This is a genomic window from Thermostichus sp. MS-CIW-30 (genome assembly GCF_054058015.1).
In genome coordinates this window covers 16,402-34,831 of the sequence record NZ_JBSRZW010000021.1, presented here as the reverse complement: position 1 = coordinate 34,831, position 18,430 = coordinate 16,402, and the positions used below count along the sequence as shown (strand labels likewise).

Here is an 18,430-nt window from a genome sequence, read left to right as displayed (position 1 = left end):
ATCCCCCTAGCTCCCCTAAACCCTCAAGTTCACGGTTCTAAGGAGAACGCCTATGCAAGTGGCCTTTACAACCCGCGACGGCAAGCACGTCAATGCCCACTTTGGCTGGGCCAACCAGATCGACCTCTACGAAGTCACCCCCGAAGGCTACCGCTTCTGCAAGACCCTCACCTTTGGGGGCAACTTGGAGGCAGATGGCAACGAGGACAAGCTGGTGCCCAAGCTGCAGGCTTTGGCCGATGTCACCCTCATCTACGTGGCTGCCATTGGCAGCAGTGCCGCCGCCCGCCTGATCAACCGCCGCATCACCCCCATCAAAGTGCAGTCGGAAGAAGAATCCATCGAGAGCTTGTTGCAGCGCCTGGTAACCACCCTGCACAATCCTCCCCCCTGGCTGCGCAAAGTGCTCTTGGCCGAGCGCGTCAGCAGACCGGAGTCCTCAACTCCAGTTGTGGAGGCTCAGCCATGACCGTCACCCCTCTCTCTCCCTCGACCAGCCCCATCTTGCAAGAGATCGTTCGCCAGATGCGGGCGGCGGATCCCTACGGCACCTACCGCGCCTGGAGTGATGAGTTGCTGCTCAAGCCCTTTGTCGTCACCAAAGCCCAGAAGCGCCAAATATCCCTGGAAGGGGAGGTGGATCCGGCAGTGCGGAGCCGCATCCTCATCTACTACCGCGCCATTGCCGCCCTGATCGAAAAGGAGACGGGCCTCCTGGCTCAGGTGGTGCTGGATCTCAACAGTGAAGGTTTTGGTTGGGTGCTGGTCTTCTCGGGGCGGCTGTTGTTGGTGGTCAACACCCTGCGAGACGCCCATCGCTTCGGTTTCGAGTCTCTCGAACAGCTCACTGAAAAAGCTACTGCCCTTATCGACAAAGGGATCCAACTGGCCCGAACCTACCCCGAGGTGGGCCGGCTGTAGCCGCCTGCCTCCCCTTTTGTCTGTGCAGCAATTTCTTTAGCCATCAGGAGTGCCTTGCCCATGTTGAATGAGAGGGATGTTGAAAATGTTGTGAACGACCTGGCTTTCGAGCCCTTCGAACACCTCTCTGCCGACCAGCTCCGCAGCGAGATCAAGCGCCTAAACAGCAAAGCAGGCCAACTGAAAATGGATCTGCACGATCTGGCCGAGGGGCTACCCGACGGGTTCGAGCGACTCCCCGACTTGGCAGCCCGCACTTACGCCCTATTTGCCCGGCTGCGCGCCCTCAGACAACGCTTGAAAACCCTGGAGACCTGCCGATGAGTTGGAACCGCAACCGCCGTTGGAAAGACTTCCAAGCCCTAGTCAATGCCGAGGATTATTTCGCTTTTTTCGAGCTCCCCTACGATCCGCGGGTGGTCAATGTAAATCGCTTGCATATCTTACGCAAATTTGCTCAGTATCTGGCTCCTCTGGAGCACTTCCAGGGCAGCGAAGAAGAATGGCTGGAGCAAGCCCGGCAAGCGCTGGAAAAAGCGTACCAAACCTTTCTCACCTCTACTCCGCAGCAGGAGAAGCTATTCCGAGTCTTTCAAGACTACGGTTGTCCAGATGCTGTCGGCGGCTGTGCCGGCTGCAGCTCTTTGGGAGAGCGGGGCGAATGCAGCCCTGGGATCCCTGCCTAAGATCTCTTGTTTACCCCTCGTCAGCTCTCTGGAGACTCCATCATGGCTACCTACACAGTTCACTTGGTTAACCTAAAACGACAGCTTGATACCTATATCTCAGTAGATGAAGATTCGACCATCCTAGAAGCGGCTGAGGATCAAGATGTGGACTTGCCCTCTTCCTGCCGCTCCGGTAGTTGTTCCTCTTGCGTGGCCAAAGTGGTAGAGGGAGAAGTCGATCAATCGGAGCAAACCTTTCTGGATGAGGAACAAATAGCCAAGGGATTTGTGCTGCTCTGTGTGGCCAGACCTCGCTCCAGTTGTACAATTCGTACCCACCAGGAAGCTTACTTGGTTTGATAGACCGCCGCTCTCCAGCTGCTTGCCGCTAGGCTTAAGCAGCCTTTTTTCTATTTTTTTCTAGAATTAGGGATCCCTATATGTTGGCACCGCCCACCGTCCCTAAGATCTCAATAACCATATCTCCTCTCCAACTCATGAAGGTTGGAGAAGAAGGTCGCATCTACCAACTGCGCGGATCCGAAGCTGCTTGCGCCCAATTGCAGCAAATGGGTCTCACTCCAGGTACCTATCTCCAGGTTATCCAACGTCACCCTGAGTGGATCCTACTCCTACCCAGTGGCCAACTTTCCCTTCCTGCTCATTTAGCTAAACCCATCTGGGTTTACATGGATCCCCGTTGCGCCTTGATGTCTACCCAAGAACCGAATAAGAAAACAATCTTAAATTTGCCAAGAGCCTTCTAAAATGTAGTCTATTTACCCAATTTTTAACCTGTAATGAGGGACACTCAAAGTAAGGGAAGCTCATCTCTTCATAACCTATCTTGATTTGGGAGCAAAGCCATGAACACCTGTTTGTTGCACCTGGGCTCCATCCTTAAAGCTGCTGAAGAGCTTAGCCTTGTGGAAAAGCCTTTCCCCAAGTTGCAACACATCCAACTCTGCACAGGGCTCAGCCCAGAGGAAATCGTGCGGGCGCTGGAGCTAGAACCCAATCCCTTGGGTTGGCATCTGGAGCCAAGCCACAACCTGGCCGATGAATCGGCGTATTGGGTGGGCGGACGACCTTGTGTCGGCTTGGTTATTGAGCGTTTCGCCTGACACTTGTTGCAGTTCGGATCCCCAAAAGGCTCTCAAGGGGGAGGAGTAGCCTGCAAAGCCATCTCAAAAGTTCACTGTAAACATTAGAAGTTAAGAGAAAACAAAGCTTTCCAGAAGGTTCACCCTAGACCAAATCTCCCTGGCCTGCCGGGGATCTTTTGAGGTATCGTTCAATCCAGTTCACGAATTGAGCTTAGGAAACAGACCTTAAACTAAGGTCTCTCGCCGGGCTGCCACGGCTTTGCGAGGAAGGTCTCCATGGCCGGGTTTAGGGTTGCGCAGATGCGATAGCAGGTGTGAACGAGGGAGAGCTACAGGGAAACGTTATGGAGTTTGAGGGCTATGGCTTATCAAATCTCAGGGGATTGTATCGGTTGCAACGCTTGCGTAGATAGCTGTCCTACGAAAGCTATTGTTGTTCAGGATGGGGAATACTGGATTAATCCTCTGTTGTGCAATGACTGCGAAGGTTTCTTCCCAGAACCTCAGTGCGTTAGCCTGTGTCCCGGTTCTGCCCCGCAGCCTTATGAAGCCATGAAGGGGCGCAACCGCACGGTCACGGCCCGCATTCGCAGCAGTCCACCTCTATTTTTGAACGGCCATAGCCAGGCTTTTGCTTCGTCAATTGTGGTCTGGGAAGCTTGCAATTTCCTATCTCAATTTCAATCTCTCAATCTGCAAAAGCAGGGAGATAACCAGGTTTGCTATCAGAAATCTGTTGGCCACAACCAGGGATCTCTGACCCTAACTCTATGTTTGGACGGGATCCCACAAAGTGCTCCGATCGATGTGCGAACTGCCTGTTTGCATCTTATTTTTGCTGCCTATGCCGCCGGGTTGGATAGCCCCTGGAAGGAATCCTTTGTTTTCACCGACTCACAATTGGAGTCCTATTTGGGCTGGGATAAACGTAAAGATCTGAGCAAGATGACCCGTCTCCACCTGTTCATGACCTGGATAGAGCAGCTCTGTCGGATTCAAGTCTCCATCGATTGGCCGGATCAGGGGCGGGTGAAGGGGTTTTCGGTACCGGCTGGCCCTCTGTGGAGGCTGCTCAAGATGCATCGCCACTTTCAAAAAGATGAGCAGGGCTGCAACCATCTGGTGGGCCTGACTTGGGCGATTCAGCCCGGCGAATGGACACGGTACTTTCTCAATCGACAAGGGTGCCGCCAGGGGCAAGCCTTTTATCAGTACAGCAGCCTGCCCCTATCCCTGCTGCAGGCCGTGATGAGCCATTGGCAACACCATGAAGGAGCCATGCGCCTGCTGCTGTGGCTGTTGTTCAAAGTGAGGATGGGGCGGCAACAGCGTCTGACGGTGCCCACCCTGATGCGAGTGGCCTACGGGGAAGAGCGACTGCAGGAAGCTTATCTCAATCTCCAAGAACGCAAACGGCTGGTGCGCACCTTTGAAAGCGATCTGGAGGTTCTCAACCACTACGGCCTCAAGCCGGAGTTCGATCCCCTCACCTATCCTTCTTCCATTCAACCCCTGTGGGCTCGCCTGGAAGCTGTGCCCGAGGATGCGGACGAGGCATTGAACTTTTGGATTGAAGATGCCAACAACGGTGGCTTGCTGACGGCTGCCGGGCCGCGGGGCAAGTGGGGACTCTTGATGCAGGCTCGCATTCAACGATTTCATCTGCCCTCCGACTGGCATCGTCAAGCAGTTCAAGAAGCCAGATCCCCAACCCGAGAATCGGGATCTCGGCGGCAGCGTAGGGCAAAGTCTGCGCCTGTTGCAACAGACTCGGATCTCCCTGGCCCTCCCGAAAACCCAAAAGACTTCCCCTCAAGCAAAGCTTTGCGTGGAGCGGATATCTCGGCGGCACGCCAGCAAAAGGGAATCAGCCAGCGGGAATTGGCCCAGAGGCTGGGGCGCAGCCAGAGCTGGGTGCGGGATGTAGAGAATGGGCGGCTTCAGATCAGCCTAAACGATCGCCAGCGCCTTATCAAAGCCCTGTATTTGGATCCCAGGCAACAGCAAGTCTAGGCCAGTCACTCAATTTGCTAATCCACCACTAATCCACGGCGATGACCACATCTGAGGCTTTAATGGCAGCATACGCTTCTTTTCCAACTGCTATACCCAACCGTTCGGCAGAGTGCTTAGAAATAATGGCTGTTATTTCTATGCCTGGTGCAACTTCCAGAACAATTTCGGCATTGACCATGCCCACCTGGAAGCTTTTTACAGTTCCTTTAAACAAGTTGCGAGTGCTGATTTGCATGATTTCTCCTTTGTTGAACACTTAAAGCAACAGGGGTGTTGACCAAACTGAACAAGAAGGGATCTCGGCAGATGGCCATTCAACATTGGTTTCAATACTATCAGATGCTTATCGTTGCCTCTGGGGAGGAAGGGCTGCCAATAGTCTAGATTATGTATCTTAAGGATACAAACTGCAACCTCTAATGGTCAAAGTACCGAGCGATTGGTGGATTTTCCTGTTCTGAAAGTCGTCACGGGTCAAAGAAGAATGGCTATGAAACGAAGAACTGCAATGTTATTCCTGGGGATCCTGGCCGCTCTGGCTTTGAGGTGGGGGTCGGCTCCCGGCTTGGCGCAATCTCAGCCCATTTTGGTGGGGGCTGCGGTGAGCTTGCAACCGGCTTTAACGGAAATCGACCGGTTGTTCACCGCCCGCTATCCCGACATCAAGGTTGAGTACAACTTCGCCAATTCCGGCTTTCTCCAGCAACAGGTGGAGCAGGGGGCGCCTCTGGACGTGGTATTTTTCGCAGCCGCCTCTTTTATGGACGCCCTTGCCAAGCAAAACCTGCTGGTGGAGGGATCCCGGCGAGATCTTCTCAGCAACCGCATGGCTTTAATTGTGCCTGCCAATGCCAGAACCAAGGTTCAGGATTTTGCCGACTTGGTGGCGGAAGAGATCCGGGTTCTGTCCATTGGGGATCTGCAGGCCATGCCCGCCGGACGCTATGCCCAGGAAATTCTCACCGAGGCGGGGGTGTTTGAGACGCTGCGGCCCAAGATGGTGTTTGCCAGCACGGTGCGGGAAATTTTGACGGCGGTGGAGCAGGGCAATGCTGACGCTGGGATCCTGTTTACCTCGGATGCTCAGCTTTCGGATCGGGTGCGGGTGGTGGCTACGGCGGATCCCATTACGCCAATTATCTACCCGGTGGCATTGGTGCGCGATACTCCCGCCGGACGGTCTTACTTGGAGTTTTTGACCTCAGGGGAAGCGGCAGAGGTGTTTGTGAAGTACGGCTTTATCCGCCTGTGAGGGATCCCTCTGCAATGGCGCGGATGAGTTACTCCAAATGAGCGACTACGACCTATCCCCGCTTTGGATCTCCCTACGGATTGCCGGCTTGGCCACGGGCATCACCTTTGGGGTGGGGACGCTGGCGGCTTACGGGATGTTGCACTACCGAGGTCGCTGGCGCTCTCTCATCGAGGCCCTCTTGTTGGCGCCGCTGGTGTTGCCGCCCACCATGGTGGGGTTCCTATTGTTGCTGCTGTTTGGCCGGCGAACCCTTCTGGGACAACTTTTGGCCTCGCTGAACTTGTCGGTCATCTTCACCTGGTATGCCGGGGTGATCACGGCAGCGGTGGTGGCCCTGCCCCTGATGTACCGCACGGCCCTGGGAGCTTTCCAGCAGATTGACCCGACGCTGGTGGCGGCAGCCCGCACGCTGGGGGCAAGTAGGGCCAAGATTTTTACGCGGGTGCTGATCCCACTGGCCTTGCCGGGGATCCTAGCGGGGGTTACCCTCAGTTTTGCTCGCGCTCTGGGGGAGTTTGGCGCCACCTTGATGCTGGCAGGCAACATCCCAGGCCGCACGCAAACCCTGTCCATGGCCATCTTCTTTGCCGTTCAGGCGGGGGATATGCGGGGGGCGGCCATCAGCTCGGCCCTGGTCTTGGGGTTGTCCTTGGGGGTGATGACGGCAGTTAACCTTTGGTTTCAGCGACGGCCCTGGCAGCGACCTCCCTCTCGTCCTCTACAGGTTCTCACCAGAAGGGATCCGGATTTCTCAACTCCGGCCCCTCGCCTCTGGGTAGACATTGACAAGAAGCTGCCCCAATTTGAGCTGCAGGCGCAACTGAGCTGCGACGGGCGGCCATTAGGACTGCTGGGGGCCTCTGGATCCGGCAAAAGCCTACTTTTGCGCTGCATTGCCGGGATCGAAACCCCGGATGGTGGGCGCATTTTGCTCAACGAGCGGGCGTTGTTTGACGCCGAACAGGGGATCCGGCTGCCTCCGGCTCAGCGGCGGGTGGGGGTGATCTTCCAAAACTACGCTCTGTTTCCCCATCTCACCGTCGCCCAGAACATCGCTTTTGGGATCCCTGCGGGCTTGAGCGAAGCGGAAAAACAAGAGCGGATCCAGGCCCAGCTGCGGTTGGTCAAGCTGAAGGGCTGGGAAAACCGCTATCCCACGGAGCTCTCCGGAGGACAGCAGCAGCGGGTGGCCCTGGCGCGAGCCTTGGCTTCTGAGCCGGAGATCTTGCTGCTGGATGAGCCTTTTTCTGCTTTGGATGCCCACCTGCGCAGCCAACTGGAGCAGGAGATGGGGGAGATCCTAGCCGACTACAAGGGAGTCACGCTTTTGGTAACCCACAACATTGAGGAAGCCTTCCGCCTCTGCGGGGATCTGGCTGTAATGGAGCAGGGGCGAATCATTGCCCAGGGGGACAAGCGTCAGCTATTTGAGGCTCCCCCCTGCCTTAGTGTGGCGCAACTGACGGGTTGCAAAAACATCTCGCGGGCCAAGCTCCTGGGCCCTCAACGGGTGCTGGCCTTGGATTGGGGCTGTGAGCTGCAGGTACAGGGATCCCCAGCGGGAGAATACATCGCCATCCGCGCCCACCACCTCACCTTCAGGCCCGACGGGAAGCTGCCCAACACGTTTCCGGCTTGGCTGGTGAAGTGGAGCGAGACCCCCCACCGGCTGACCCTCTTCTTTAAGCTGGGCAGCCCTCCTGCCCACAGCCAGGACTACCACCTGCAAGCCGAGGTGTGGCGGGAGCGCTGGCGCGAGGTGGAGACTTGGGGATCCCCCTGGTGGCTACAGTTGGATCCCCGGCATCTGAGGGTGTTTTGAGTCTGGGCTTAACACCCGTCAAGTGGGTTCTTCGCCCAGGCAATAGCCCCGCGGGGTAATCAGCCGGTCTCCATGGCGAAAGGTCTGGGAGTTGCCGATAAAGACCAGGGTGAGCATGTCCACCTCCTCTGGATCCAGCTCCCCTAGGGTGGTAAGGCGGAGAGTTTCGCCAGGGCGGTAGAGGTTGCGGGCCAAAGCCACAGGGGTATGGGCGGGCCGGGCCTGCAAAAAGATCTGCAGAGCCTTGAGGAAGGGATCCACACGCTGCCGGGAGCGGGGGTTGTAAAGGGCCACCACAAAATCGGCAGCTGCAGCCGCCTGCAGGCGTTTTGCAATCACTGGCCAGGGGGTAAGCAGATCCGAGAGGGAAATGGCGCAGAAGTCGTGCATCAGCGGAGCCCCCAGCCGGGCAGCAGCCGCCTGGAAGGCAGAGATCCCCGGCAGCACCTCCAGAGAAGGGCGGATCCCATCCCAGCCAGAGCGGGCCAAGCACTCCAACACTAGCCCCGCCATGCCGTAAATGCCCGCATCCCCCGAAGAAATCACCGCCACCTTCAGCCCCTGCTGCGCCCAAGCAATCGCCCGTTCGGCTCGCTGCAGCTCTTGGGTAATGGGAGAGGCCTCCCGGATTTGGCCGGGGTGCAAAAGGGGATCCACCAGATCCAGATAAAGCTGGTAGCCAACAACCACATCGGCCTGAGTTAAAGCCATACGGGCAGCCAAAGTCAATTGACCCAGATCCCCAGGACCAGTGCCGATGAGCCAGAGGTGGCCGCTGCGAGGGGAATACTCCTGCGCCGCGTGGGCAATGGCCAGGGTACAGGCCCCTTCGGTTTTCGAGGTGAAGACCTGCTTGGGGCAGAGAAGAGTTGCCTTCCCCTCCGCAACGCAAGAGGGCCTCTCAAAAGCTCGGTCACCTCTTCCCCAGATCTGAGCCGCCAAAAGAGCAGCCGCCTCGGCTACGGAGGGAGTGCCCACCGCCTGCCGCACCGCCTCCGAAGGGTGGGGCACTGGGATCCCGGCCAAAGCCTCTGCCGAGAAAAACTCAATGGGCCAGCCATAGGCTTGGGCCAGCTCCAGAAGACCTGGCTCGTTTTGCTTCAGCTCCAAGGTGGCCAAGCCGGCAATGGCCTCAAAAGCCAGCCCCTGGGCCTGCAACAGGCGGCGCAGGGATCCCTCTAGCCAAGCGCGGGTGGTGCCCCGCTCGCAGCCCACCCCCACCCAGAGCACCCGCGGATGCCAGTGCACGGTTGGGATCCCCGTGGGAGGGGAGAGGTATTCCCCAATCCAGATCTGGGCAACGGGATGGGGAGGAGAGGAGGCCACTAGGGGATGATCTGCCGGCCAAGCTTGTCGCCAAAGCCGCGTGCCGCAGGTCTGGTGAACGGCCACCGGCTCTCCCCGCGTCAAGGCGGCTGCCACCCCGTTCCAATCTCCAGCGCCCCGCCGCCAGCCGTAGGGATCCCCCAGCAAATCCAAAGGCGGGATCCCCAGCCCCTCGGAAGCAGAGGTGAGAACCGGCTGGGCTCCCAAGGTAGCGGCCACCTGCCGCGCCAGGGCATCGGCCCCCCCCACATGTCCCCCGCACAGGCTAATAGCCCAGCGACCGGCTTCGTCCACCACCACCACCGCTGGATCCCGCTGCTTGTCCTGCAGGAGAGGGGCAATGAGCCGCACCACCGACCCTGCGGCCAAGATGAAGAGACAGCCCTGCACCTGGGGCCAAGTTTGGGCAACGGCTTCTGCTAGGGAGCCTGGCGCTGTGGGATCCTTGGGATCCCCGTAGGCTTGCCAGGGGGAGGGCAGCCCCTGCGGTTCAGCTTTGCTCCAGCAGATGACCTCCTTGCCTAGGAGGGGGATCAGGGAGTCGGCCAACCAGCGGGCGCGCGGGCTGGGGGCAAACAGAGCAAGCTTCATCGAGCGTGGGCCAAGGCCAGGATTCTCCCCGGATCCTATACTGGACATAGAGCCACCCGCGAAGGGACAAGTGCCGATGGTCATCCCACCTGGACTGATGCTGCCCCTAATCCCCCTGGAGGTTTTGCTCTCCACGAAGGGGCTGATGTTTTTGCTGCTATCGGCCTATGGGGGGGCCATGTGGACATTCTTAAGCGGCGCTCCCCGCGTCCACACCATCATCGTGCCGGACTTGGAGCAGGCCAGAGGGTTTTACGAGAAGGTGTTGAAACTGCCGGAAGCGGAGCTGCCCCTGCAGTACTACTACGGCTACGAGCAAAGCATGGTCGGCTACAGCCTAGGATCCGCTTACTTTCCAGGGGATATTGGCCTCAGTCCCCGCTTCGATGCCAAAGCCCGTCCCACCTCTGGGCCCACCCAATTGGATACCCCCGGACTTTGGTACCAACTCTCCGACAATGTGCAATTGCACGTGATCCCTGGCTCTACAGATCCCTATGCGGGGTCCGGTTCTTACGGCAACGCCTCTAGGCCTAGCTCCTCATCTGCTTCTGCTTACGGGACTGTACCGGCAGCGGGCCGCAGCAGCGGCGTTCGCTATCGCCATGTCAGCTACGAGCGGGAATCCCTCAAGGCCCTCCTGAAGCGAATCAACAAGCAAGGGATCCGCAACAGCATTCGCTCCGAGAAACCCTTTGTCTTTTGGGTGCGGGATCACCAGGGTCAGATTATCGAATTTGCCGAACTGAAAGGCTGACGGGATCCCCTAAGATTGTTAAAGGAAAGCCAAAAGTCGGCGGCGGGGGGATGCCAACGATGAAACGGGTGCTGCTGCTGGTGCTGTGTTTGCTGTGGCTCGGGGTGTGGGGCGGCCAGTCGGCCGTGGCTCTGTCGCGGGCCAAAGACAATCCGGTGGTGAGCGTGCAATCCCCAGCCAAGGACTTCATCACCACCGAGTCGGGATTGCAGTACTACGATATTGCTCAAGGCAGTGGGCCTTCGCCTCAGCCGGGGCAAACGGTGGTGGTCAACTACGTGGGCAAGCTACAGGATGGCACCATCTTCGATAGCTCCTACAAGCGCAATCAGCCTTTTGTCTTCACCTACGGAGTAGGGCAGGTGATCCGTGGCTGGGAGGAAGGGCTGGCCACCATGCGGGTGGGGGGCAAGCGCTACTTGCGCATTCCGCCGGAGTTGGCCTATGGCAGCCGCGGGGCAGGCGGGGTGATCCCCCCCAATGCCACCTTGGATTTTGAAGTGGAGCTCCTGGCCATCCAGTAGATTCAGATCTTGCAGAGACCGAATATCCAAGCGGCATTGGGCTTGTGCAGGAACTCCCTTCCCCGGAACTGTCTTCTTCTTGGCGGCCCAGTTCTCTGGCAGCAGATCCTGCCCTAGAAAAAGCTCGCCTGCGCCAGCACTTTCGCCAGCTACGGCAGAGGTTGGACAGATCCCTTATCAGCCAGAAGATCGTGGCTCATTTGGCCTCTTGCCCCCAACTTTTGGCCGCCAAAACCATCCTGGCCTATGTGGCCTTCGGCTCCGAGGTGGACTTGGGATCCCTGTTTGCCCTTTTTCCAGAGAAGCAGTGGGGGATCCCCCGTTGTCTGCCGCAGCGGCAAATGCAGTGGCACCGCTACCAGCCGGCTGAGCTTGTCCCCAACTGCTGGGGCTTGCTGGAGCCTTCTCCCGGCAGCACAGTTATCGACCCTGGCAAGGCGGATTTGATCCTGGTGCCTGCCCTGGCCTGCGATCGGTGGGGAAGGCGTTTGGGCTATGGCGGCGGCTATTACGACCGCTTTTTGGCCTCTCTGCCGGATCCCAGTGTGCCCAAGTGGGGCATCCTCCCCCAAGCCTGCTTGCTGGAGCAGCCCCTGCCTCAGGATCCTTGGGATCAGCGCCTGGATGGGATCCAAACCGAGGAAAGGTTCTACGAGACGGGGATCCCCTAGACTAAAGAGGGTGGGCCTTGGAGGAAAAACGATGAGCCAAGTTTGGAAGCCGGCGCAGTGGCTAACCCAAAAGCTGCGTCTTGTCTGCATGAGCTTTGGCTGTGTGGCATTGGCGGTGCTCTTGATGGGCTTTGGGGCGATCCCCCTGCAACTGAAGGATCTCCACGTCACCCCCTGTCCCGATACCCCCGAATACACCAACCTGGTGACCAGCAACGGCAACCCCATACCGGCCAGGTGCCTGTTCGTCGAAGGCACAGTGGTCAACCGCTCCAAAAATACCCTGCTGAACGCGGATGTCTTCGGTCGGCTTTACGATGCCAACGGCAACGAGGTTCTGCCGGAGCGTACCCGCCTGGGGGCCATTGCAGAAGTTCCTCCCGGCGAGAGCCCCTTTTCAATTCGCATCTCGGTGCCCATAACCAGCCCCCTGCCCCTCACCCTGGAGCAATTCAAGGCCAGCGGCTTCAGCGGTACCGTGCGTCGTTAACGTCTAAAGCTGGCGGGTGAACTCCACCTGGGTGGGGCGCTCAAGCAAATGGAGCTGGGCAACCACAGGCGGCGTTTGGGCGATCAGCCGGCCCCGGCGGAAGACATACAGGCAAGCTGGTTTCAGGCGAATGGCTTCGACGGCATCGGCGGCCTGGAGCACCACCAGATCGGCGTAGCAGCCGGGTTCCAGGCCGTAGCCTTCCAACCCCAGAATGCGGGCCGGATTCTCCGTAACCGCCAAGAAACACTGGCGCATCTGCTCATAGCCTGTCAGTTGGGCGGCGTGGATGGCCATGTGGGCTACCTCCAGCATGTTGCCGCTGCCCAAAGGGTACCAGGGATCCATCACGCAATCCTGGCCAAAGGCTACCGTCAAGCCTGCGTCCATCAGCTCGGGCACCCGGGTCAGCCCCCGTCGCTTGGGGTAGGTGTCGTGGCGACCTTGGATGACCATATTGACCAGCGGGTTGGCGATCACCCCCAGCTCTGCCTCGGCCATCAGGGGGATCAGTTTGCTGACGTAGTAGTTGTCCATCGAGTGCATGGAAGTTAGATGGGATCCGGCTACCCGCCCCTGCAAGCCCAGCCGCAGCGTTTCGTAGGCCAAGGTTTCCACATGGCGCGAAAGCGGATCGTCCGTCTCGTCGCAGTGCAGATCCACCCGCAGACCCCGCGCTGCTGCAATTTCACATAGGGCCCGCACCGAAGCTGCTCCCTCGGCCATCGTCCGCTCGAAGTGGGGGATCCCGCCCACCACCTCCACCCCCAAATCCAGAGCCTTCTCCAGAAGCTGCACCGCCCCTGGCGAGCGATAGTAGCCATCCTGAGGAAAGGCCACCAGTTGCAAATCCAAGTAGGGAGCCACTTTTTGCTTGACTTCCAGCAGCGCCCGCACCGCCAACAGGTTGGGATCGCACACATCCACATGAGTGCGGATGGCCAGGATCCCACGCGCCACCGCCCAGTCGCAATAGGTCAAGGCCCGCTCCATCACCGCCTCGGGGGTCAACAGCGGCTTCAACTCCCCCCAGAGGGCGATCCCTTCTAGCAAGGTGCCCGACTGGTTGACGCGCGGGATCCCATAGGTGAGGGTGGCATCCATGTGAAAGTGGGCATCCACGAAGGGGGGCGACACCAAGCGGTTGCCGACATCAATTTCTTGGGGGGCAGTGGCTTGTAAGTTGCTTTCCAGAGCCACAATGCGATCCCCCTGGATACCGATATCGATTCCCTTGCGGCCATCCGGCAAATTGGCCCGGCGCAAAATGAGATCCATATGTTGTGGCTATTTGTTTGAACTTAGGGTGGAAAGAAGCAACTACAGTTGACTGAATGATAGGCCAAATCAGATAAAGATGTCTTAAATTACCTCAAAGCCCGAATTTAGGAAACCAGTTGATTGGGTTATTGCTCACTTTATAAAAGAGGGCTGTAGTCCCCAACATCATCCGGTTGTGCAAGATATCAACCAAGTAGTCAGAGGGATAATCTATCGAGAGCTGATTTGAGAGGACTTGGCCCTTACATCCATTCCAACCGTCAGCGAAACTTCGTTGTCCATTACAAACAAGCTCCTTCTCAAAAAATTGTATTTCAGGATGCATATTTTCAGGGATCTCCCCCTTAGGATAAGCCGAGCAGTAACCCGATCTCGAAGTAACCTCAACAGAAGCGACTATGGCACGTTTAGAACTCTCCCGGCGGGACTTCTGCCTGCGTTCTGGGGCTTTTGTGGCTGGCCTGATGGGGAGCCGCTGGTTGGTTCGCGATGCCGCGGTGGCTCAAGGAACCAAGCTGAAGGTGGCCGGGGTTTATACGGTTCCCATTGAGCAGCAGTGGGTGAGCCGGATCCATAAAGCCTTGATGACCGCCCAGGAGCGGGGGGATATTGACTATACCTGGTCGGAGTCAGTTTCCAACACCGACTACCCACGGGTGCTGCGTCAGTATGCCGAGAGCGGCGTCCAACTGCTGGTGGGTGAGGTCTTTGGGGTGGAGCGGGAAGCGCGGGAAGTAGCCAAAGACTATCCCAAGGTCAGCTTCTTGATGGGATCCAGCCTCAAGCCGGATCCTGCCCTGAGCAATTTTGCCGTGTTTGACAACTACATCCACGAGCCTTCCTATCTGACGGGAATGGTGGCCGGGGGGCTGACCCGCTCCAAAATCATCGGCATGGTGGGGGGCTATCCCATTCCAGAAGTGAACCGCCTCATGAATGCTTTTATGGCAGGGGCGAGGGAACTGCAGCCGGAGGTGAAGTTTTTGGTCACCTTTATCGGCAGTTGGTTTGATCCCCCCAAAGCCAAAGAGGCGGCTTTTGCCCAAATTGATGCCGGCGCAGATATCCTTTACGCGGAGCGGTTTGGGGTATCTGATGCCGCCAAAGAGAGGGGCGTTTTGGCCATCGGCAATGTGATCGATACCCAGCCGGACTACCCGGAAACGGTGGTGGTCAGTGCCCTGTGGCACATGGAACCCACCATCGACAGAGCCATTGCCGCGGTGAAGGCCGGAGAATTTAAGGCAGAGGACTACGGGATCTACAGCATGATGAAATATGGGGGATCCAGCCTCTCCGACTGGGGAACCTTCGCCGACAAGGTTCCGGCTGAACTGAAAGCTAAGGTGATGCAGAGGCAGGCAGAGATTCTGGCAGGGTCTTTTGTTGTAGCCATCGATGATAGCGAACCCAAGTCCACCCTCTGAAGCGCCTTTGGCCTTGAAGGTGGTGGGCATTACTAAGCGCTTTGGTGCTCTGCTGGCCAACGACCAGATTGATCTTGAGCTGCGGGCCGGGGAGATTCTGGCCATCTTGGGGGAAAATGGGGCGGGCAAAACGACACTGATGAACATCCTGTTTGGGCACTATGTTCCCGATCAGGGTCAGGTGTGGGTGTTTGGTCGGCCCCTCAAGCTGGGATCCCCGGCGGCTGCCCTGGCGGCAGGGATAGGCATGGTGCATCAGCATGTGGTCTTGGCCGATAATCTGTCGGTGCTGGACAACATTCTTCTGGGCACTCAGCCCCTGTGGCACCTGTGGTCTCGGCGGCGAGAGGGACGGCGGCGCATCCAAAAGCTGGCCGAGGAATTGGGGTTGGCCGTGGATCCCGATGCCCTGGTGGGATCCCTGACCTTAGGGGAGCGGCAGCGGGTGGAGATCCTCAAGGTGCTGTATCGAGGGGCGCGGATCCTGATTTTGGATGAGCCTACGGCGGTGTTGACCCCACCGGAAATTGAGCCGTTTTTTCACACCCTACGGCAGATGGCCGGTCGCGGGCTGGGGATCCTGCTGATTTCCCACAAGCTCCAGGAGGTGATGCGCATCAGTGACCGGGTGATGGTGCTGCGCTCAGGGCGGGTGGTGATGGCGGGCAAGACGGCTGAGATCCATCCCACAACTCTGGCGGAAGCGATGGTGGGGCAGCGGTTGGCGGCGGTGGTCAAAGCGCCCTTGTCTGTTGGGGAGACGATCCTGGAGCTGCAGCAGGTCTCCTGTCGGGCAGGGCAGCAGCATCTGGAGCAGGTTTCTCTGACGGTGCGGCGTCACGAAATCGTGGGTATTGCCGGGGTGGCGGGCAATGGGCAGGCCGTTCTGGCAGATCTGGTCTGTGGGGTGATCCGGCCCCACCAAGGTCATCTCCATCTGCATGGCCGAGTCCTGCGGCTGATCTCTCCTGCTGAGATGGTGCGGCAAGGCATGGCCCGGATCCCAGAAGACCGCCACAAAACTGGGCTGATTGGTTCCCTTAGCCTGTGGGAGAATTGGGTGATCGAGCGCTATCGGGATCCCGAATTCTCGCGGTGGGGGATCCTGCGTCACCGCCAAATCTATCAGCAGGCCCACACCTGGCTACAGACCTACGACGTGCGGGGACTCCAGAGTGGGGATCCGCGGCAGGCGCTCCAGATGCCAGTGCAACTGCTGTCCGGCGGAAATATGCAAAAAGTGATCCTCTCGCGGGAGCTGTGTCGGGATCCCCAGGTGATTGTGGCTCACCAACCGACGCGGGGACTGGATCTGGGGGCTGTGGCCTATGTGCATGCCCAACTTCTGGCAGCAGCCCGGGCTGGAGCCGGGATCCTGCTCATTTCCGAAGACCTGGATGAATTGCTGAGTTTAGCGGATCGAGTGGCGGTGCTCTATCGCGGTCGGCTTTCCTCGGCAGTCCCGACCCAAACCACAACGGTGACCGCCTTGGGGTTGCGTATGGCCGGGCAGGAGGTGGCTGATGCGTGTTGAACCCCGTTCCACGGTGCCCCTTTGGCTGATCCTGAGCGCGCCGATGGCAGCCATTGTCCTGGCTTTCCTCTCCTGCAGCCTGCTGATCCTGTGGACGGGATCCCCAGTTTTGGCAGCCTATGGAGCTTTGCTGCGGGGAGCGGTGGGATCCCCCTTTGCCCTGAGCGAAACTTTGACGCGGGCCATTCCCCTGATCCTGACGGGATTGGCGGTGGCGGTGTGTTTTCGGGCCAAGTTGTGGAACATCGGTGCAGAAGGCCAGTTTTATGGTGGGGCTCTGGCTGCCAGCCTCTTGGGCACCGCTGGGCTTTCGCTGCCGCGCCCGTGGTTGGTGCTGGTGCTGCTGCTGGCGGGCTGGATTGCCGGAGGGCTGTTGCTGTGGATCCCGGCCTGGCTCAAGACTCAGTTCCAGGTGGACGAAGTGGTGACCACCTTGCTGCTCAATTTTGTCATTCTTCTTGGGATCAGCTATCTCCTGGAAGGCCCCCTCAAAGATCCTCTGGCTCTGGGTTGGCCCCAAGGTCGTGCCCTTGTGGATGCTGCCCTACTGCCGCGGCTGATCCCCCGCAGTCGTCTCCACGCCGGTTTGATCATTGCCCTGCTCGCTGCCCTGGGGGTGTGGGCCATAGAGCGGTTCACCGTTTGGGGCCTAGAAATGCGAGCCGTAGGCGCGAACCCGGAAGCGGCCAGGTTTCTCGGCATCCCAGTCCAGGGAGTTATTTTGTATACCTCACTGCTGGGAGGGGGGCTGGCAGGCTTGGCGGGAGCTTGTGAACTTCTCGGGCTCAAGGGCTATCTCACCTTGGATTTATCCCCGGGCTTTGGCTACACCGGCATTGTTGTTGCCCTGTTGGCCCAACTGCATCCCTTGGGGGTGGTGGGGGCGGCGGTCTTCATTGCCGGAGTTTATGTAGGGGCGGATACCATGGGGCGTAGCTTGGGCGTTCCCACCTATCTTGCCGATGTCATTGTTGCTGCTGCCCTGCTGTGGATGTTGGTCTGCATGGGATTGGCCCGTTATCGTCTGCGCTGGGACTGAGCACCCGTGTCTGCACTCCTGAGTCTAATCAGCTTAATCAGCACCACCAGCTTTTGGGTGGCCACCCTGCGCATTGCCACTCCCTTGCTCTTTGGCACTTTGGGCGAAGTCCTCTGTGAGCGGGCCGGCGTTCTCAATTTGGGCATCGAAGGGATCATGACCCTGGGGGCCATGACCGGTTGGCTGGTGGTCTATCAGGGATCCGGATTGTGGTGGGGCGTAGCCTTTGCTGCCGTCCTCGGTGCAGGTGTGGGCTTGATTCACAGCCTGTTGACCGTCCGCCTTGGGGTTTCCCAGCACGTCACCGGCATCGGCATCACCCTCTTGACCATTAATGCCGCCTATTTTGTCTATCGCATGGCCCTGCCCCAGGTCACCTCTCCTCCCAAAATCATCCCCTTCAGCCCTTGGCCGATCCCCGGTCTCTCCAGCCTGCCCTTTCTGGGAGAAACCCTGTTTACCCAGCCGCCCCTCACCTACCTCGGCCTTCTCCTGGTGCCCCTCATGGCCTACATCCTCTACCGAACTCCTCTGGGCCTCGCCGTGCGCATGGTTGGAGAAAATCCCCAGGCTGCCGCTTCCCAGGGGATCCCGGTCTATGCCGTTCGCACCGGGGCCGTGATGGTGGGCAGCGCTCTCATGGCCGTGGCCGGTGCTTTTTTAACCCTCTCTGCGTTCGATGCGTTTTTCTTCAATATCGTCAATGGGCGGGGGTGGATTTGCATTGCTCTGGTGGTTTTTGCCGCTTGGGATCCCTGGCGAGCCTTAGGAGGAGCGTTGCTGTTTGCCGGGTTTGATGCTTTGCAATTGCGCCTTCAGCAGCTTTGGGGTAGCCGGATCCCCTATCAGTTTTTCTTAATGTTGCCCTATCTGCTCAGTATTGTGGCGTTGATTTTGGTCTCTCGCCATGCCAAAGCGCCCCGCGCCCTTTTGATCCCCTTTCGCCCTGAAGAACGGATTTGACTACTGGACTTTCAAGAAGCCGAAAATTACTCCCATTGA

The 18,430-nt window shown here is 58.5% G+C and carries 21 protein-coding genes; 18 read left to right on the top strand and 3 right to left on the bottom strand.

The features are described 5' to 3' along the window. The first annotated feature begins 52 nt into the window (after nt 1–52). From nifX to ACVWXW_RS09935, 8 genes are all read left to right on the top strand, one after another. A complete protein-coding gene (nifX, locus tag ACVWXW_RS09970) occupies nt 53–469 on the top strand; it encodes a nitrogen fixation protein NifX (protein ID WP_414373904.1) in 417 nt (138 codons plus the stop codon). Next, complete coding sequence (locus tag ACVWXW_RS09965; protein WP_099813098.1) at nt 466–921, top strand: NifX-associated nitrogen fixation protein; 456 nt, start codon at nt 466–468, stop codon at nt 919–921. Before nifX ends, ACVWXW_RS09965 begins: the two co-directional genes overlap by 4 nt. A gap of 60 nt (nt 922–981) precedes the next feature. Then, on the top strand, nt 982–1,245 hold the full coding sequence (locus tag ACVWXW_RS09960; RefSeq protein ID WP_457403725.1) for a CCE_0567 family metalloprotein: 264 nt from the start codon (nt 982–984) through the stop codon (nt 1,243–1,245). Then, nucleotides 1,242–1,607, top strand: a complete 366-nt coding sequence (nifW, locus tag ACVWXW_RS09955; RefSeq protein ID WP_414424483.1) for a nitrogenase-stabilizing/protective protein NifW — start codon at nt 1,242–1,244, stop codon at nt 1,605–1,607. Before ACVWXW_RS09960 ends, nifW begins: the two co-directional genes overlap by 4 nt. A gap of 42 nt (nt 1,608–1,649) precedes the next feature. After that, entirely contained in the window at nt 1,650–1,949 is a 300-nt protein-coding gene (locus ACVWXW_RS09950) for a 2Fe-2S iron-sulfur cluster-binding protein (RefSeq protein WP_457403724.1), read from the top strand. Nucleotides 1,950–2,029: 80 nt separating this feature from the next. Next, entirely contained in the window at nt 2,030–2,356 is a 327-nt protein-coding gene (locus ACVWXW_RS09945) for a FeoA domain-containing protein (RefSeq protein WP_099883830.1), read from the top strand. 99 nt (nt 2,357–2,455) lie between these two features. Next, nucleotides 2,456–2,713, top strand: a complete 258-nt coding sequence (locus ACVWXW_RS09940; protein WP_011430669.1) for a hypothetical protein — start codon at nt 2,456–2,458, stop codon at nt 2,711–2,713. Between the two features lie 342 nt (nt 2,714–3,055). Then, nucleotides 3,056–4,708, top strand: a complete 1,653-nt coding sequence (locus tag ACVWXW_RS09935; protein ID WP_457403722.1) for a helix-turn-helix domain-containing protein — start codon at nt 3,056–3,058, stop codon at nt 4,706–4,708. Between the two features lie 28 nt (nt 4,709–4,736). Here ACVWXW_RS09935 and ACVWXW_RS09930 read toward each other — a convergent pair whose 3' ends face one another. Further along, nucleotides 4,737–4,946, bottom strand: coding sequence for a TOBE domain-containing protein (locus ACVWXW_RS09930; RefSeq protein WP_414373910.1), 210 nt, complete (start codon nt 4,944–4,946; stop codon nt 4,737–4,739). 255 nt (nt 4,947–5,201) lie between these two features. Here ACVWXW_RS09930 and modA point away from each other — a divergent pair, with 255 nt between their 5' ends. Both modA and modB read left to right on the top strand, forming a co-directional pair. Then, complete coding sequence (modA, locus tag ACVWXW_RS09925; protein WP_457403721.1) at nt 5,202–5,963, top strand: molybdate ABC transporter substrate-binding protein; 762 nt, start codon at nt 5,202–5,204, stop codon at nt 5,961–5,963. Between the two features lie 37 nt (nt 5,964–6,000). Further along, the gene (gene modB / locus ACVWXW_RS09920) at nt 6,001–7,788 is read left to right on the top strand and encodes a molybdate ABC transporter permease subunit (RefSeq protein ID WP_457403719.1); all 1,788 of its coding nucleotides are present in this window, start codon (nt 6,001–6,003) and stop codon (nt 7,786–7,788) included. 18 nt (nt 7,789–7,806) lie between these two features. On the opposite strand, the gene cobJ is transcribed toward modB, so the two are convergent. Continuing rightward, a complete protein-coding gene (cobJ, locus tag ACVWXW_RS09915) occupies nt 7,807–9,705 on the bottom strand; it encodes a precorrin-3B C(17)-methyltransferase (RefSeq protein WP_457403717.1) in 1,899 nt (632 codons plus the stop codon). A 76-nt stretch (nt 9,706–9,781) separates the two neighbouring features. Here cobJ and ACVWXW_RS09910 point away from each other — a divergent pair, with 76 nt between their 5' ends. Genes ACVWXW_RS09910 through ACVWXW_RS09895 form a run of 4 tightly spaced genes read left to right on the top strand, consistent with a single transcriptional unit; the run spans nt 9,782 to nt 12,147 of the window. Next, nucleotides 9,782–10,462 carry a VOC family protein gene (locus ACVWXW_RS09910; protein WP_011432060.1) on the top strand — a complete coding sequence of 227 codons (681 nt, stop codon included), beginning with the start codon at nt 9,782–9,784 and terminating at the stop codon, nt 10,460–10,462. 59 nt (nt 10,463–10,521) lie between these two features. Continuing rightward, nucleotides 10,522–10,986, top strand: coding sequence for an FKBP-type peptidyl-prolyl cis-trans isomerase (locus ACVWXW_RS09905; protein ID WP_457403716.1), 465 nt, complete (start codon nt 10,522–10,524; stop codon nt 10,984–10,986). Nucleotides 10,987–11,030: 44 nt separating this feature from the next. Beyond that, the gene (locus ACVWXW_RS09900) at nt 11,031–11,657 is read left to right on the top strand and encodes a 5-formyltetrahydrofolate cyclo-ligase (RefSeq protein ID WP_457403715.1); all 627 of its coding nucleotides are present in this window, start codon (nt 11,031–11,033) and stop codon (nt 11,655–11,657) included. 31 nt (nt 11,658–11,688) lie between these two features. Then, nucleotides 11,689–12,147 (top strand): FxLYD domain-containing protein, encoded by a 459-nt coding sequence (locus ACVWXW_RS09895; protein WP_414332474.1) that lies wholly within the window; start codon nt 11,689–11,691, stop codon nt 12,145–12,147. Nucleotides 12,148–12,150: 3 nt separating this feature from the next. Here the strand turns inward: ACVWXW_RS09895 and ACVWXW_RS09890 are convergent, their stop codons facing one another. Continuing rightward, nucleotides 12,151–13,425, bottom strand: a complete 1,275-nt coding sequence (locus ACVWXW_RS09890) for an amidohydrolase family protein (protein WP_457403713.1) — start codon at nt 13,423–13,425, stop codon at nt 12,151–12,153. Between the two features lie 401 nt (nt 13,426–13,826). On the opposite strand from ACVWXW_RS09890, the gene ACVWXW_RS09885 reads away from it, so the two are divergent. From ACVWXW_RS09885 to ACVWXW_RS09870, 4 genes are read left to right on the top strand one after another with little or no spacing between them, the layout of a single operon-like run. Next, a complete protein-coding gene (locus ACVWXW_RS09885; RefSeq protein ID WP_011430426.1) occupies nt 13,827–14,855 on the top strand; it encodes a BMP family protein in 1,029 nt (342 codons plus the stop codon). Beyond that, on the top strand, nt 14,827–16,389 hold the full coding sequence (locus tag ACVWXW_RS09880; protein ID WP_457394932.1) for an ABC transporter ATP-binding protein: 1,563 nt from the start codon (nt 14,827–14,829) through the stop codon (nt 16,387–16,389). The genes ACVWXW_RS09885 and ACVWXW_RS09880 overlap by 29 nt, the downstream gene beginning before the upstream one ends. Then, nucleotides 16,379–17,428, top strand: a complete 1,050-nt coding sequence (locus ACVWXW_RS09875) for an ABC transporter permease (RefSeq protein ID WP_414417098.1) — start codon at nt 16,379–16,381, stop codon at nt 17,426–17,428. Before ACVWXW_RS09880 ends, ACVWXW_RS09875 begins: the two co-directional genes overlap by 11 nt. A 6-nt stretch (nt 17,429–17,434) precedes the next feature. Then, a complete protein-coding gene (locus ACVWXW_RS09870; RefSeq protein WP_457394936.1) occupies nt 17,435–18,391 on the top strand; it encodes an ABC transporter permease in 957 nt (318 codons plus the stop codon). The last annotated feature ends 39 nt before the right edge of the window (nt 18,392–18,430 follow it).

What these genes read in the sequence shown, in the direction of transcription:
- ACVWXW_RS09950 (WP_457403724.1), top strand. Translation starts at nt 1,650, where the DNA reads ATGGCTACCTACACAGTTCACTTGGTTAACCTAAAACGACAGCTTGAT.
- ACVWXW_RS09960 (WP_457403725.1), top strand. Translation starts at nt 982, where the DNA reads ATGTTGAATGAGAGGGATGTTGAAAATGTTGTGAACGACCTGGCTTTC.
- modB (WP_457403719.1), top strand. Translation starts at nt 6,001, where the DNA reads ATGAGCGACTACGACCTATCCCCGCTTTGGATCTCCCTACGGATTGCC.
- ACVWXW_RS09875 (WP_414417098.1), top strand. Translation starts at nt 16,379, where the DNA reads ATGCGTGTTGAACCCCGTTCCACGGTGCCCCTTTGGCTGATCCTGAGC.
- ACVWXW_RS09945 (WP_099883830.1), top strand. Translation starts at nt 2,030, where the DNA reads ATGTTGGCACCGCCCACCGTCCCTAAGATCTCAATAACCATATCTCCT.
- nifX (WP_414373904.1), top strand. Translation starts at nt 53, where the DNA reads ATGCAAGTGGCCTTTACAACCCGCGACGGCAAGCACGTCAATGCCCAC.
- ACVWXW_RS09930 (WP_414373910.1), bottom strand. Translation starts at nt 4,946, where the DNA reads ATGCAAATCAGCACTCGCAACTTGTTTAAAGGAACTGTAAAAAGCTTC.
- ACVWXW_RS09965 (WP_099813098.1), top strand. Translation starts at nt 466, where the DNA reads ATGACCGTCACCCCTCTCTCTCCCTCGACCAGCCCCATCTTGCAAGAG.
- cobJ (WP_457403717.1), bottom strand. Translation starts at nt 9,705, where the DNA reads ATGAAGCTTGCTCTGTTTGCCCCCAGCCCGCGCGCCCGCTGGTTGGCC.
- ACVWXW_RS09935 (WP_457403722.1), top strand. Translation starts at nt 3,056, where the DNA reads ATGGCTTATCAAATCTCAGGGGATTGTATCGGTTGCAACGCTTGCGTA.
- ACVWXW_RS09895 (WP_414332474.1), top strand. Translation starts at nt 11,689, where the DNA reads ATGAGCCAAGTTTGGAAGCCGGCGCAGTGGCTAACCCAAAAGCTGCGT.
- ACVWXW_RS09910 (WP_011432060.1), top strand. Translation starts at nt 9,782, where the DNA reads ATGGTCATCCCACCTGGACTGATGCTGCCCCTAATCCCCCTGGAGGTT.
- ACVWXW_RS09905 (WP_457403716.1), top strand. Translation starts at nt 10,522, where the DNA reads ATGAAACGGGTGCTGCTGCTGGTGCTGTGTTTGCTGTGGCTCGGGGTG.
- nifW (WP_414424483.1), top strand. Translation starts at nt 1,242, where the DNA reads ATGAGTTGGAACCGCAACCGCCGTTGGAAAGACTTCCAAGCCCTAGTC.
- ACVWXW_RS09940 (WP_011430669.1), top strand. Translation starts at nt 2,456, where the DNA reads ATGAACACCTGTTTGTTGCACCTGGGCTCCATCCTTAAAGCTGCTGAA.
- ACVWXW_RS09885 (WP_011430426.1), top strand. Translation starts at nt 13,827, where the DNA reads ATGGCACGTTTAGAACTCTCCCGGCGGGACTTCTGCCTGCGTTCTGGG.
- ACVWXW_RS09890 (WP_457403713.1), bottom strand. Translation starts at nt 13,425, where the DNA reads ATGGATCTCATTTTGCGCCGGGCCAATTTGCCGGATGGCCGCAAGGGA.
- ACVWXW_RS09880 (WP_457394932.1), top strand. Translation starts at nt 14,827, where the DNA reads ATGATAGCGAACCCAAGTCCACCCTCTGAAGCGCCTTTGGCCTTGAAG.
- modA (WP_457403721.1), top strand. Translation starts at nt 5,202, where the DNA reads ATGAAACGAAGAACTGCAATGTTATTCCTGGGGATCCTGGCCGCTCTG.